Origin of the sequence: Enterobacter cloacae complex sp. XAL002 (assembly GCF_049236805.1) — a bacterium.
In the GTDB taxonomy this organism is placed as follows: domain Bacteria; phylum Pseudomonadota; class Gammaproteobacteria; order Enterobacterales; family Enterobacteriaceae; genus Enterobacter; species Enterobacter intestinihominis.
Genome location: NZ_JBMKJN010000007.1, coordinates 40,938 through 53,536 on the forward strand (window position 1 = coordinate 40,938; position 12,599 = coordinate 53,536).

General features: G+C 56.6%; 13 protein-coding genes and 1 pseudogene. 12 read left to right on the forward strand and 2 right to left on the reverse strand.

Going from position 1 to position 12,599, the window contains the following annotated elements; translation table 11 throughout:
- The first annotated feature begins 58 nt into the window (after positions 1-58).
- The 11 genes and pseudogenes from ACOT0L_RS08495 to ACOT0L_RS08545 all read left to right on the forward strand — a co-directional run bounded on the left by ACOT0L_RS08495 (position 59) and on the right by ACOT0L_RS08545 (position 10,532).
- Positions 59-1,060 (forward strand): MsnO8 family LLM class oxidoreductase, encoded by a 1,002-nt coding sequence (locus tag ACOT0L_RS08495; protein ID WP_022648232.1) that lies wholly within the window; start codon positions 59-61, stop codon positions 1,058-1,060.
- Entirely contained in the window at positions 1,057-2,178 is a 1,122-nt protein-coding gene (locus ACOT0L_RS08500; protein WP_017382285.1) for an amidohydrolase, read from the forward strand. Before ACOT0L_RS08495 ends, ACOT0L_RS08500 begins: the two co-directional genes overlap by 4 nt.
- Before the next feature lie 16 nt (positions 2,179-2,194).
- Positions 2,195-4,458, forward strand: a pseudogene (locus tag ACOT0L_RS08505) (NtaA/DmoA family FMN-dependent monooxygenase).
- 9 nt (positions 4,459-4,467) lie between these two features.
- Complete coding sequence (locus ACOT0L_RS08510; protein WP_126502979.1) at positions 4,468-4,977, forward strand: GNAT family N-acetyltransferase; 510 nt, start codon at positions 4,468-4,470, stop codon at positions 4,975-4,977.
- A gap of 9 nt (positions 4,978-4,986) precedes the next feature.
- A complete protein-coding gene (locus ACOT0L_RS08515) occupies positions 4,987-5,913 on the forward strand; it encodes an amino acid ABC transporter permease (protein ID WP_022648227.1) in 927 nt (308 codons plus the stop codon).
- Positions 5,897-6,670 (forward strand): amino acid ABC transporter ATP-binding protein, encoded by a 774-nt coding sequence (locus ACOT0L_RS08520; RefSeq protein ID WP_022648226.1) that lies wholly within the window; start codon positions 5,897-5,899, stop codon positions 6,668-6,670. Before ACOT0L_RS08515 ends, ACOT0L_RS08520 begins: the two co-directional genes overlap by 17 nt.
- Before the next feature lie 9 nt (positions 6,671-6,679).
- Complete coding sequence (locus ACOT0L_RS08525; RefSeq protein WP_126502980.1) at positions 6,680-7,567, forward strand: ABC transporter substrate-binding protein; 888 nt, start codon at positions 6,680-6,682, stop codon at positions 7,565-7,567.
- 166 nt (positions 7,568-7,733) lie between these two features.
- Complete coding sequence (locus tag ACOT0L_RS08530) at positions 7,734-8,351, forward strand: glutathione S-transferase family protein (RefSeq protein ID WP_022648224.1); 618 nt, start codon at positions 7,734-7,736, stop codon at positions 8,349-8,351.
- 37 nt (positions 8,352-8,388) lie between these two features.
- On the forward strand, positions 8,389-8,619 hold the full coding sequence (gene pptA, locus ACOT0L_RS08535; protein WP_022648223.1) for a tautomerase PptA: 231 nt from the start codon (positions 8,389-8,391) through the stop codon (positions 8,617-8,619).
- 185 nt (positions 8,620-8,804) lie between these two features.
- The gene (locus ACOT0L_RS08540) at positions 8,805-9,806 is read left to right on the forward strand and encodes a Kdo(2)-lipid IV(A) acyltransferase (RefSeq protein ID WP_126502981.1); all 1,002 of its coding nucleotides are present in this window, start codon (positions 8,805-8,807) and stop codon (positions 9,804-9,806) included.
- 90 nt (positions 9,807-9,896) lie between these two features.
- Positions 9,897-10,532 (forward strand): helix-turn-helix domain-containing protein, encoded by a 636-nt coding sequence (locus ACOT0L_RS08545; RefSeq protein WP_126502982.1) that lies wholly within the window; start codon positions 9,897-9,899, stop codon positions 10,530-10,532.
- Positions 10,533-10,672: 140 nt separating this feature from the next.
- Here the strand turns inward: ACOT0L_RS08545 and ACOT0L_RS08550 are convergent, their stop codons facing one another.
- Complete coding sequence (locus tag ACOT0L_RS08550) at positions 10,673-11,149, reverse strand: GNAT family N-acetyltransferase (RefSeq protein ID WP_022648220.1); 477 nt, start codon at positions 11,147-11,149, stop codon at positions 10,673-10,675.
- A gap of 85 nt (positions 11,150-11,234) precedes the next feature.
- Between ACOT0L_RS08550 and ACOT0L_RS08555 the strand changes: the two genes are divergently transcribed.
- Complete coding sequence (locus tag ACOT0L_RS08555; RefSeq protein ID WP_022648219.1) at positions 11,235-12,170, forward strand: LysR family transcriptional regulator; 936 nt, start codon at positions 11,235-11,237, stop codon at positions 12,168-12,170.
- Here ACOT0L_RS08555 and ACOT0L_RS08560 read toward each other — a convergent pair.
- On the reverse strand, positions 12,165-12,467 hold the full coding sequence (locus ACOT0L_RS08560) for an ArsR/SmtB family transcription factor (RefSeq protein WP_022648218.1): 303 nt from the start codon (positions 12,465-12,467) through the stop codon (positions 12,165-12,167). The genes ACOT0L_RS08555 and ACOT0L_RS08560 overlap by 6 nt on opposite strands.
- Positions 12,468-12,599: the final 132 nt, after the last annotated feature.

The window sequence follows — 12,599 nt, forward strand, 5'->3', positions numbered from 1 at the left end:
TCAGAGGTGAAATCCGCCTTTAATAATGACGACATGTTAAGTCAAACGAGAACGCAACATGTCATGGCGAATCAGCATTCTGGATAAAAGCCCCGTCGCAGAACACGAAACAGCCGCCGATGCGCTGGCGCGAACCTTAGCACTGGCGCAACAGGCAGAAACGCTGGGTTATCACCGCTTCTGGATTGCCGAACACCACAATACCCCGCAGCTTGCCAGCCCCTCGCCGGAGCTGCTGATTGCCTGGATCCTCGGGCAAACAAAACGTATTCGCGTGGGCTCAGGCGGCGTCATGCTGCAACATTACAGCCCCTATAAAGTCGCCGAAAATTTTAACGTACTGGCCGCCATTGCGCCGGGCCGGGTTGATCTGGGCGTTGGCAAAGCGCCCGGCGGTCTGCCGCTCTCTACCCGCGCCTTGCAGTACGGCCTAAATCCGCAGGAAAAAGGCAGCTTTACTGAACAACTGACGCAGCTTGATCGCTGGATCCGCCCTGAAAATCAGTCAGCGGAGGAGGACGTTCGCGCCACGCCGCTGCCGCCGGTGCCTGCCCGGGGATTTCTGCTGGGCGCCAGTACCGAAAGCGCGCTACTGGCGGCCTCCCTCGACTGGCATTTTGTCTTTGCCGCCCATCTGAACGGTGATCCTGAGCTGCTGCGCGAGGTCGTCACAGCGTGGCGTCAACACAGCGTCCGGGAGGTGATTGTGGCCGTGCAGGTCATTGTTGCCCCAACCCAGGCTGAGGCCGATGCGCTGGCGCAGAAGGTTGAAGTGTGGGGCGTGGAGCTGGTAAACGGACAGCGCGTCACCGTGGCCAGCGAAGAACAGGCCTACGCCTTTGCGCGGCAGGCGGGGAGTGACCCGGTGCGCATCGCGCGTCGGGCGCAGTCTCTGCTGGCCGGAACGGCGGCGTCGGTGCTTGAACAGCTCAACGCGCTGCATCAGCAGTGGGGAATTGACGAATTTATCATCGACACGCCGGTCGCTGATGGCGCAACGCGCGCGCAGTCACTGCGACTGCTGGCCGAGGCGCGATTTAACAGGGAGGTGACCGTATGAGCTTTAGCGAACAACTGATTGCCTGGCGCCGTGAGCTGCACCAGAACCCTGAACTCTCCGGTCAGGAGGTCGAAACAACGGCGCGCCTGCGCGAGTGGCTGACGGCGGCCGGTATTGCACCGCTGCCTTACGATCTCCAGACCGGGCTGGTTGCGGAGATCGGCACGGGCAACGCACTGGTTGCGCTGCGTGCCGATATCGACGCGTTACCCATCGACGAGCGCAGTGGGGTGCCGTTTAGCTCCCGGCGTGCGGGGGTGATGCATGCCTGTGGCCATGACATCCACACCAGCGTGATCCTCGGCGCTGCGTTAAAGCTAAAGGAGCGGGAAGCCTCGCTCAACGGTCGCGTGCGGATCCTGTTCCAGCCTGCGGAAGAGAATTTCGGCGGAGCAAAAAGTATGGTGCGGGCCGGGGCGTTACGTGACGTACGCGCGATTTTCGGAATGCATAACGAGCCTTCACTGCCGGTCGGCGAGTTTGCTACGCGCGGCGGCCCATTCTATGCGAACGTCGATCGCTTCGTTATTCATGTTACCGGCAAAGGCGCGCATGCCGCACGTCCCCATGAAGGCAACGACGCCATCGTGCTGGCAAGCCAGCTGGTGACCGCGCTGCAAAGCGTTGCCAGCCGTAACGTCAATACGCTGGATTCGGTTGTTCTGAGCGTGACGCGCATCGCCGGGGGGAATACCTGGAACGTGCTGCCGGAAAGCGTTGAGCTGGAGGGCACGCTGCGCACGCACCGTACGGAAGTGCAGCAGAACGTGAAAGCGCGCGTCGGTGAAATCGCCGCCGGATTTGCCAGCGCCTTTAGCGCGCAGATCAACATCACCTGGTACGCCGGGCCCACCGCGCTGGTGAACGATGAACACTGGGCGGGGTTTGCCACCTCGGTCGCGCGCGAAGCGGGATATGAAACCCGGCATGCGGAACTGCACATGGGCGGGGAGGATTTCGCGGTCTATCTGCAAAACATACCCGGCGCGTTTGTCAGCATTGGCAGCAACAGTCCGTTTGGGTTACATCACCCGGCATTTAACCCGGACGAAGCATTAATCGAACCCGCTGCCCGCTATTTTGCTCAGCTCGCGGAAAAAGCCCTGCAACACGTTTAATTAATTTGAGGTGAATATGTCTGCACATCGTCAATTGCGGCTGGGGACCATTTTGCATGGTGCATCCGGAAATATGTCTGCCTGGCGCCACCCGGCGGCGGTCGCGGATGCCAGCATTAATTTTGATTTCGTCAAAGAAACGGCTTTAAAAGCAGAAGAGGGCAAGCTCGACTTTATATTTGTGGCCGACGGTCTTTATATTAACGAGAAATCCATTCCGCATTTTTTAAACCGCTTTGAGCCGCTGACGCTGTTGTCCGCGCTGGCGAGTATCACCTCGCGCCTGGGGCTGGTCGGCACGTTATCCACCTCGTACAGCGAGCCTTTCACCGCTGCACGCCAGTTCGCCAGCCTCGATCACCTGAGCAACGGACGCGCGGGCTGGAACGTGGTGACGTCACCGCTGGAAGGGTCAGCCAAGAACTTCTCCCGCGAAAAACACCCGGAGCATGCGCTGCGCTACCGCATTGCCGATGAGTATCTCGACGTGGTGAAGGGGCTGTGGGATTCCTGGGAAGGGGATGCCTTTATCCGCAATAAAGAGAGCGGACAGTTCTTTGATGCGTCGAAACTGCATACTCTGGATCACCACGGTGATTTCTTCCAGGTTTCCGGCCCGCTGAATATTGGCCGCACGCCGCAGGGACGTCCGATTGTCTTTCAGGCTGGTGCGTCCGACGACGGTAAAAAGCTGGCGGCAAAACACGCTGACGCCATCTTTACCCACCATGACACGCTGGAAGAAGCCCAGGCTTTTTACCGCGATGTTAAACAGCAGCTGGAAAGTCACGGCCGTCGCGCAGAGGATTTACATATATTCCAGGGCGTCAGCGTGATTGTTGGAAACGACGCCGATGACGTAGAAAACCAGTATCAAACCACGGCGGCACTGGTCTCCATTAATGATGCGCTGAATTACCTCGGACGTTATTTCGAGCATCACGACTTCAGCCAGTATCCCCTCGACGCGCCGTTCCCGGATATTGGCGATTTGGGCAAAAACAGCTTCCGCAGCACCACCGATGAAATCAAGCGTAACGCCCGTGAGCGCAACTTAACTCTGCGTCAGGTCGCGCTGGAAGCCGCATCGCCGCGCCCGCGTTTTTCCGGCACACCGGAGCAGGTGGCCGATGGTTTACAGGCCTGGTTCGAAGAGAAGGCGGCGGATGGCTTCATCATTCAGGGCGGTACGCCGGACACCTTCCCGCGCTTTGTCGACCAGGTGGTCCCCCTTTTACAGGCGCGCGGCCTGTTCCGCACCGACTATCCCGGCACCACGCTGCGCGAAAGTCTGGGCTTAGACGAGCCCAAAAATCAGTTCACACAACAATAAAAGAGAAAAACGCTATGCAGAAATCATCGCTTATTCTGGCGCTTGCGCTGGCCTTTACCCCTGTCGTCTGGGCAGAGAACGTCAATATTAACGGCACCGGCGTGAGCATTGAGGCCAATAAAACGCCGATCAATACCGCCAAAAACAGCGATGCGATCGCGCAACTGCCGAAAGACTATCGCTTTGCCGTGCCGGGGAAATTTACCGTGGCGGTGGCGGGACTGAATCAACCGCCGCTGACGGTGTTTTCCGACGACAACAAAACCCTGCTGGGAAGTGAGGTCGACATTGCGCGTCTGGTAGCGGACAGCCTTGGGCTGGAGCTGAACGTGGTTCCCACCTCCTGGGAGGACTGGCCGCTGGGGGTGGCCTCCGGGAAATACGATGCGGCTATCAGCAACATCACCGTCACCAAAGCGCGCAAAGAGAAGTTCGACTTCGCCACCTATCGCAAGGATTCACTTGGCTTCTACGTGAAATCCACCAGTCCCATCAACTCGCTTGTGAAGGCAGAGGATATCGCCGGGCTGCGCATCATCGTGGGTTCCGGCACCAACCAGGAAGCCATTCTGCTGGCATGGAACGAAGAGAACCTCAAGAAAGGGCTTAAACCCTTTACGCCGATCTACACCAAAGACGACGCGGCCCAAACGCTGGCGCTTCAGTCGGGACGCGCGGACGCCTACTTTGGCCCGAACGTGATCGGCGCCTGGAAAGCGGCGCTTAATGGTAAAACCAAACTGGTCGGCAGCGTCGACGGCGGCTGGCCGAAGGCGGCGCATATCGCGGTGACGCTGAAAAAAGGCAGCGGCCTGGTCGAACCGGTACAAACCGCGCTGAACGGCGCAATCAAGAACGGAGATTACGACAAGGTGCTAAACCGCTGGGGGGAAGGCGTGGAGCGTATCTCCAGTTCCGAAGTTAACCCGGCGGGTCTGGGCGATTAAGGAGGCGCTATGCAGGAACAATTTCGTGACGTTTCGCCGGAAGATGCCGATCTTCAGCCCATTATCTCGGGGCTTTTCGGTGAGTACGCCGCTCGTTACGGCGACTACTTTTCAAAGGATGCGGAAGTCGAGCTGACAGAGTGGTACCTGGCGCCGCAGGGGCTGTTTATCGTCCTGGAGCGCGAGGGTGAGATCGTCGCCACCGGGGCGTACAAGCCCTTCGACGAACATACCGCAGAGATCAAACGTATATGGACGAATAAAACGCTGCGCCAGCAGGGACTGGCCGCGCGCGTGGTACAGGAGCTGGAGCGCCGGGCGGTGCTGGCGGGCTACAGCCACATCTACCTGACTACGGGGTTTCGTCAGCCGGAGGCGGTGCGGCTCTATCTCAGTCAGGGGTATCAGCCGCAGTTCGATCTCAACCGCGACCCGGAAGAGTATAGCCAGCCGCCGTTCGACGGTCGGCTGCGTTTCACCAAGACGCTGATCCGCGAAGCGCTCAGCAAAACCGCATAAGGAGCGACGATGAGCAACGTTGAAACCATAAAAGTGGTCCCGGCACGTTATCCGCTGCGCGCTGCTGGCGCCGTGGTGGCGCTGTTTGTGCTGGCTGTCGTGATCCAGTCCGTGGCCTTTAATCCGCGCTGGGAGTGGGCGGTATTTGCCCGCTGGTTCTTTGACCCGGTGATCCTCGAAGGCGTCGGACAGACGCTGCTGCTGACGTTGATAAGCACCGTACTGAGCGTGGTGATTGGCGGCATGCTGGCGCTGGCTCGGCTCTCGTCATCATGGCTGTTGAGCAGCCTGGCGTGGGGCTACATCTGGCTGTTCCGATCGCTGCCGCTGATCGTGGTGCTGATTATCCTCTATAACTTCTCCTATCTCTACGACACGCTCTCTCTCGGCGTGCCTTTTACCGGCATTACCTGGGGCAGCTTTGAAACCATCAACGTTCTCGGGCAGTTTTCTACCGCCATCGTGGGGCTGACGCTGGTGCAGAGCGCCTATACGGCGGAGATCATTCGCGGGGGCTTCCTTGGGGTCGACCACGGTCAGTATGAGGCGGCCGCTGCGCTGGGTCTGCCGGCGTGGCGTCGCACCGTGCGCATAATTCTCCCCCAGGCGCTGCGTACCATCCTGCCGTCCGGGTTTAACGAAATCATCAGCCTCGCCAAAGGGACGGCGATGGTTTACGTGCTGGCGATGCCGGAACTGTTCTACACGATCCAGATGATCTACAACCGCACCCAGGAGGTGATCCCGCTGTTGATGGTGGGGGCCGTCTGGTATCTGGTGATCACCACCGTACTGTCTGCCATCCAGCATGTTATTGAGCGTGGACTCGCCCGCAGCGAGCGCCGCTCCGCCGTAAACCAGAGCCGGGCGACCAGCCGCGCGCGTTCCGTCACCACTTCGTCAGCACAGGAGCCCGTTCATGCAAGCCTCTCCTGAAGGACACATTTCCATAACCGGCGTCAGTAAGTTTTTTGGCCGACATAAAGCGCTCGATAACGTCACGCTTGAGATCCCACCGGGCTCCGTGACGGTGATCCTCGGACCCTCTGGTTCGGGAAAATCGACGCTGCTGCGCACTATTAACCATCTGGAGCGCGTAGACGAAGGCTTTATTCAGATTGACGGGGATTACATCGGCTATCGCCGTCAGGGTGACAAACTCTACGAGCTCAAAGAGAAAGAGATCCTCAAACAGCGCGTCAACGTTGGGTACGTGTTTCAGAACTTCAATCTTTTTCCGCATCTTACGGTGCTGGAAAACCTGGTTGAAGCACCCATCGCGCATAAAAAGTTCAGTAAAAAAGAGGCTATTGAAAACGCCTACAGCCTTCTGGATGTGGTAGGTCTGCGCGATAAAGCCGATGCCTGGTCGCGTCACCTCTCCGGCGGCCAACAGCAGCGCATCGCCATTGCCCGCGCGCTGGCGCTGCGCCCGCGCGTGATGCTGTTTGATGAACCAACCTCGGCGCTGGATCCGGAACTGGTTGGCGAAGTGCTGGACGTGATTAAAAAGCTCGCCCGCTCCGGCACTACGCTGGTGGTGGTCACCCATGAGATCGGCTTTGCCCGGGAAGTGGCGGACCAGGTGGTATTTATGGTCGACGGTAAAATTGTGGAGCAGGGCAGCAGCGACGACGTGTTAAACCGACCGTCGCATCCGCGAACGCGCCAGTTCCTCTCAAAAGTGCTGTAAGGAGCGCAGATGAAATATGGACTCCTGGCGGGGCTGGTCTTCACGACGGCGAGTCACGCCAGCATTGATTTAAAGGCCAACGAACAGCCGCTGCCGGTGACGGTTGATCAACAGGCAGTGGCGAAAATCCCGGCGAACTATAAATTTGTTGAGCCGGGTACCCTCACGGTGGCGATTTCAGCCCTGAATTCTCCGCCGCTGGCGCTGCTGGCCAGTGATAACCGCACCCGTATTGGCAGCGACCCGGATATCGCCCGGTTGCTGGCGGGCAGTCTGGGGCTGAAGCTGAAGCTGGTGCCAACGGCGTGGGAAGACTGGCCGCTGGGGATCACTTCCGGGCGCTATGACGTGGCGATGGTGAATATCGCCGTCACCGAGCAACGTAAGGAGAAGTTCGATTTTGCAACCTATCGCGTCGATTCCCTGGCCTTCTCGGTGAAATCCACCAGCAACGTACAGTCGATCACCAGTGCGAAAGATCTGGCCGGTAAAAAGGTGATTGTCGGGTCAGGCACCAATCAGGAACGTATTCTGCTGGGCTGGAACGAAGAGAATAAAAAGGCCGGGCGCGAGCCTGCGTTGCCGGTTTATCTGACCGACGACGCCTCAGGCAATCTCTATATTCAGTCCGGCAGGGCGGATGTCTTCTTTGGACCGCAGTCCGTTTCGGCCTACAAAGCCGCGTTAACCGGCAAAACCCGCGTCGTGGGATTAGGCCCGAAGAAAGCCTATGTCGCCACCACAACCAAAAAAGGCAATGGGCTGGTGTATGCGTTGCAGGCTGCGCTGGACGGTGCGATTAAGCGCGGGGATTATCAAAAGGTGCTGGCGCGCTGGGGGGAAGCGGGCGAAGCGGTGACGTCTTCAGACGTTAATCCACCCGGGATAACCTACTAATGGTGCTCTATACCCTAAATAATTCGAGTTGCAGGAAGGCGGCAAGGGAACGAATCCCCGGGAGCGTACATAAGTACGTGACTGGGGTGAGTGAATGCAGCCAACGCACCTGCAACTTGAAGTATGACGGGTATACACTTAGGGTTTTCATCCCTGAGGAGGCAACATGATCAAACTCTATGGCGTACCCGGCTGGGGATCGGCAATCAGTGAAGTGATGCTGACTCTGGCAGACATCCCGTATCAGTTCGTCAACGTGGATGGGTTTGACCAGCCCGGCCCGCAGCGCGAATTGCTGTTGAAACTGAACCCGCTGTGCCAGGTGCCGACGCTGGAGCTGGAAAACGGGGCGATCGTGACGGAAACCGCGGCGATCGCCCTGATGGTGCTCGACAGACGACCCGACCTCGCGCCGCCCGTTGGGCAGGCCGAGCGCCAGCAGTTTCAGCGCCTGCTCATCTGGTTTGTGGCGAACGTCTATCCCACCTTTACGTATGCAGATTACCCGGAACGCTGGGTGCCTGATGCCCCGGAACAGCTGAAGAAAAACTGTATTGAGTACCGGAAATCCCTCTATCTGTGGTTTGACAGCCAGCTCAGCGCCTCGCCTTATGCCTTTGGCCAACAGCTTACGCTGCTTGACGTCTATATTGCCGTCGTGCGTACCTGGGGTCCAGGTCATGAGTGGTTTACCACCAACGCACCTAATATCACCGCCATCGCGGATGCCGTCTGCGCGTTGCCAGAACTGCACAAGGTGCTAAAAGCTAACGACATAATCTGATAACGTGGAACGCTAACCTATAAAAGGAGCCCTGCCCATGCCTCACGTTGATATCAAATGTTTTCCACGCGATCTGACTGACGAACAAAAAACGGCCCTGGCGGCGGATATCGCCGAAACGATAGTCCGTCATCTGAACAGCAAAGATCGCTCAATCTCCGTGGCGCTTCACGAAGTCCAGGAAGCTGACTGGAAGGCGCAGGTCTGGGATACCGAGATTGGACCTAAACTGGATGAACTGATTAAGAAGCCCGGCTATTCGATGTAACTCGCCTGCCGGGTGGTGCAGTATCACCCGGCGATCCCCGCCTTTCATTCCTTTCGCAAAAATCGATAATAAACAGCACAACGTTTCCGCTACAATTCACTCCTCCGAACAATATTCGTTAAATCAGCAGGTAAGCACTACAACTGCACCAGATTAAGTACAGATAATAAAAGGATAATTTTTTCATGACAAAATTACCTCGGTTTTCACTCGCCTATATTCATCCTCGTTACTGGCTCAGTTGGGCAGGCATCGCCGCACTCTGGTGTACGGTCCAGCTCCCATATTCGCTTCTGTTAAAAGCAGGGCACGGACTCGGGCGTCTGGCCATGCGTCTGCTTCCACGCCGCGTGGAAATCGCCAGACGAAATCTTGAGCTTTGCTTTCCGGAGATGAAAGAGGGTGAGCGCGAGCGTTTGCTTGAGCGTAATTTTGAATCGGTTGGAATGGGCGTCATCGAAACGGGCATCGCGTGGTTCTGGCCTGACTGGCGCGTGCGCAAACACTTCAGCGTGACCGGCTACGAACATATGGAACAGGCAAGGGCGCAAGGAAGGGGCGTGGTGCTCATTGGCATGCATTTTCTCACGCTGGAATTAGGCGCACGCATCTTTGGCATGCTCAACGCGGGTATTGGCGTCTATCGTCCCAACAACAATGCGTTGCTCGACTGGCTACAGACGCGCGGTCGTCTGCGTTCCAATAAAACCATGCTCGACCGTTACGATTTGAAGGGCATGATCCGCGCGCTTAAGCAAAACGAGATCCTGTGGTATGCCCCGGATCACGACTATGGAAAAACGAATAGCGTGTTTGTGCCGTTTTTTGCCGTCCCGGACGCCGCGACAACTGCCGGGAGCTATATGCTGGTGAAAAGTGCCAGACCGGCCGTGATCCCGTTTGTACCACGCAGAAAAGCAGACGGCACAGGGTATGAGCTGATTATCCTGGACGATATTAGCGATACCTTGCAGGGAGGCGATAAAGTGGCCGTGGCTACGCAGATGAACAGGGCGATTGAGCGTGCGGTGATGATGGCACCCGAGCAATATATGTGGCTGCATCGTCGCTTCAAAACGCGTCCTGAAGGGCAACCGGACCGGTATGCGCGAAAAAAACAGGTCCAGTCCTCAGTCAGAACTTTCGCTGCCAGCGATATGTCGGATCGGTCGAGTATCCAGCAGTAACACAGGGGGCGGATGCCGTTGCGCTCCGCCCTTTATAAAATCTGCGCCGCTGGATAGAATTACCGCATCCACCTTGTCGGGATGCAAAATATGACCGGAAGAGTCGACTATCACCTTGAAAAATATCTCCTCACCGAAGTCGCCGAGCCAGAACGTCTGACCCGCCAGTGGGCAGAAGTGATGCGCGAGTGTCGCGAGCAAAAATCCGGTGCGGAAGAGCGTTTGCGTCACGCGCTGCTGAATGTGGATTATGTGACCAGCTTTGAGCTTCCCTTCCGGTTACTCCTCACCCGCGCCCCGCAGTTGATTGATGGGATCAGAAATGAGTTCCAGCTCAGTCAAAAAAATGTCCTGTTCAACGGCAAGCGGTTTGGCTGCGTTTACAGCCTTAAACAGGACCTGGAAGGCGTTCCTGACGAATTTACCTATCACCTGAAAACGCGGATCCAGCGAAGCGACAGCACTGGCGGAAGTGAAGTACCTTACCGGCAAATTGCACAGCAGGTGAAAGCGCCCAGGGAACGACTCAAACTGGCACTCGAAAATGGACTATCTGTAACGGCGCTCGACGGGCTTTTCTGGTTTGGCATTCAGCGCATCGCGGCCGATGTGCAGAGGCTAAGAAAAACGGGCACGAGGATTGTGACGTCAGAGACTGAGGTGTTTGATACGCTAACGATGACAACCCGGCGGATCCCCGTCTACAGCCTGACGCAGCCGGAATGAGCCTCGGTCGCTGAATCGTCGAACGTCTCAGAGAAAACAAAAAAAGACGGTAAACTCTTTCTCAGATATACCGTGCTTCAGCAACGCTTTCATTGACATTATGCCCCTTAGAAAGAGGGGCGTTTCACGCGATGGCATTGCTACTCAGCAAATGCCCGCAATGCCTCGCCATCAAGACGATAGCGTACCCATTCGGACTGCGGTACCGCGCCGATGCTCAGATAAAAATCAATTGCAGACTGGTTCCAGTCAAGCACGCTCCATTCCAGCCGGCCGCAGTGACGTTCCACTGCGCATTGCGCGATATTTTTAAGCAGTGCTTTTCCCGCACCCTTGCTGCGGTATTCCGGGGAGACATACAAATCTTCCATATAGATGCCGTTGCGACCAAGCCAGGTGGAATAGCTGGTGAAAAAAACGGCATACCCCACAGCATGGCCTGCATATTCGGCAACCAGCGCTTCGGTTTTACTGTCTGCACCAAACAGCGTTTTACGGATTTCGTCCGGCGTGGTGACCACTTCTTCTGGCGCTTTTTCATAGACTGCGAGTTCGTAAATCATATCGTATATTGCCGCTGCATCTTCAGGTCGCGCCTGACGAATCGTAATGCTCATTCCTTTCCCTTTATCTTTGTTTGTAGTTGATGGGGATAAGCATAAAGGCTAATGTCAGAAGAATTAAGTGCAATGAAATCAATAAATGATGAATATTATGCATCCAGCCTTAAGGCGCCTTGATTTAAACCTTCTGCCGGTTTTTGACGCGATTTATCGCCACAGTTCCGTTCGACTTGCGGCAGATGAGCTGGCGATGAGCACCTCGGCGCTCAGCCATGCCCTGTCACGGCTGCGTGTTTCGCTCAACGACCCGCTGTTCTACCGGGAAGGACATCGAATGTGTCCCAGCGTCTATGCCACCCAGCTTGCGCCAGTTATTGCATCGGCCCTGAAATATCTCGACCAGGAGCTGTCGCCGCAGCCGGAATTTGATCCTGCTATCAGTACAGCGTGTTTGCAGATCGCGATAACGGACTTTACCGCGTTCTGCATATTCCCTGCGCTCATGAATACGCTTCAACATGCGGCGCCTGGCTTGCGTCTGGAATTACGATATTTGCCGCACAGCCCGGCGTTGACGGAATTACTGGCAGGAGAGGTGGATCTGGCCCTGGGATTCAGCACCATTGAGGATCGCCGGTACCCGGAGCTGGAAGAGATCAGTTGGTTCGAAGATGAATATGTGGTGATTAGCAATGCGAGCCGGAGCGCGCTCACGCTGGAGGATTATCTCGCCGCCCGGCATCTTGTGGTTACGCCGTGGAATGAGAAGCAGGGGGTGCTGGATTTGCAGCTGGAACGCATGGGTTATACCCGACACATTGCGATCAAAACCCCGTCTATGCTCAGCGCCCCGTTTGTTATTGCAGAAAGCGATCTGCTGATGGCGTTACCGCGATTCGCCGCTGAAAAGCTGCTGCCAGCTACCCGTATTAAAATTTTTGATTTACCGTTCCACATCAGTCCGTTTGAAGTAAAAATTTATTCGCACAAGCGCAGCGGGAAACGAGGCGTCACGAACTGGCTCAAAGCTACGCTGCGCGCGCTGGCCGAAGGGCAACAGTCAGAGCGCTTATGATTTCGACTGTAACAGGATCGCCATCAGCCCCGGAAAGCGGGCGTCCAGATCTTCTCTTCTCAGTGAAATCATATTCTCGCGCCCCTGCGGGCGCTGCCAGATCACGCCGCTGTCGCGCAGTACACGCCAGTGGTGAGTCATGGTTGATTTCACCACCTCGTCCGGGCGCAGCGCGTTGCAGCTCAGCTCACTGCCGTCGGCCAGCCGTCGAATAATCGCCAGCCGCAGCGGATTGCCGAGGGCGAACAGCACATTTTCCAGCAGTATTTGTTCAGGTTCCGGGTGGTTTGGGATCATCGTTTTCCTGCGTCTCGCGTGAGATTGAGCTATATCAACAATAGGTCAACCGTTAAAAAATAGTTCGATAATACTCGTACAATAGGACTATTATAACAAACGAACAAACACGCGACTATCCTGGTCGTCACA

Coding starts and splice junctions, on each gene's coding strand:
- ACOT0L_RS08530 (WP_022648224.1), top strand. CDS start 7,734: ATGATCAAACTCTATGGCGTACCCGGCTGGGGATCGGCAATCAGTGAA.
- pptA (WP_022648223.1), top strand. CDS start 8,389: ATGCCTCACGTTGATATCAAATGTTTTCCACGCGATCTGACTGACGAA.
- ACOT0L_RS08495 (WP_022648232.1), top strand. CDS start 59: ATGTCATGGCGAATCAGCATTCTGGATAAAAGCCCCGTCGCAGAACAC.
- ACOT0L_RS08510 (WP_126502979.1), top strand. CDS start 4,468: ATGCAGGAACAATTTCGTGACGTTTCGCCGGAAGATGCCGATCTTCAG.
- ACOT0L_RS08560 (WP_022648218.1), bottom strand. CDS start 12,467: ATGATCCCAAACCACCCGGAACCTGAACAAATACTGCTGGAAAATGTG.
- ACOT0L_RS08550 (WP_022648220.1), bottom strand. CDS start 11,149: ATGAGCATTACGATTCGTCAGGCGCGACCTGAAGATGCAGCGGCAATA.
- ACOT0L_RS08500 (WP_017382285.1), top strand. CDS start 1,057: ATGAGCTTTAGCGAACAACTGATTGCCTGGCGCCGTGAGCTGCACCAG.
- ACOT0L_RS08520 (WP_022648226.1), top strand. CDS start 5,897: ATGCAAGCCTCTCCTGAAGGACACATTTCCATAACCGGCGTCAGTAAG.
- ACOT0L_RS08545 (WP_126502982.1), top strand. CDS start 9,897: ATGACCGGAAGAGTCGACTATCACCTTGAAAAATATCTCCTCACCGAA.
- ACOT0L_RS08540 (WP_126502981.1), top strand. CDS start 8,805: ATGACAAAATTACCTCGGTTTTCACTCGCCTATATTCATCCTCGTTAC.
- ACOT0L_RS08515 (WP_022648227.1), top strand. CDS start 4,987: ATGAGCAACGTTGAAACCATAAAAGTGGTCCCGGCACGTTATCCGCTG.
- ACOT0L_RS08555 (WP_022648219.1), top strand. CDS start 11,235: ATGATGAATATTATGCATCCAGCCTTAAGGCGCCTTGATTTAAACCTT.
- ACOT0L_RS08525 (WP_126502980.1), top strand. CDS start 6,680: ATGAAATATGGACTCCTGGCGGGGCTGGTCTTCACGACGGCGAGTCAC.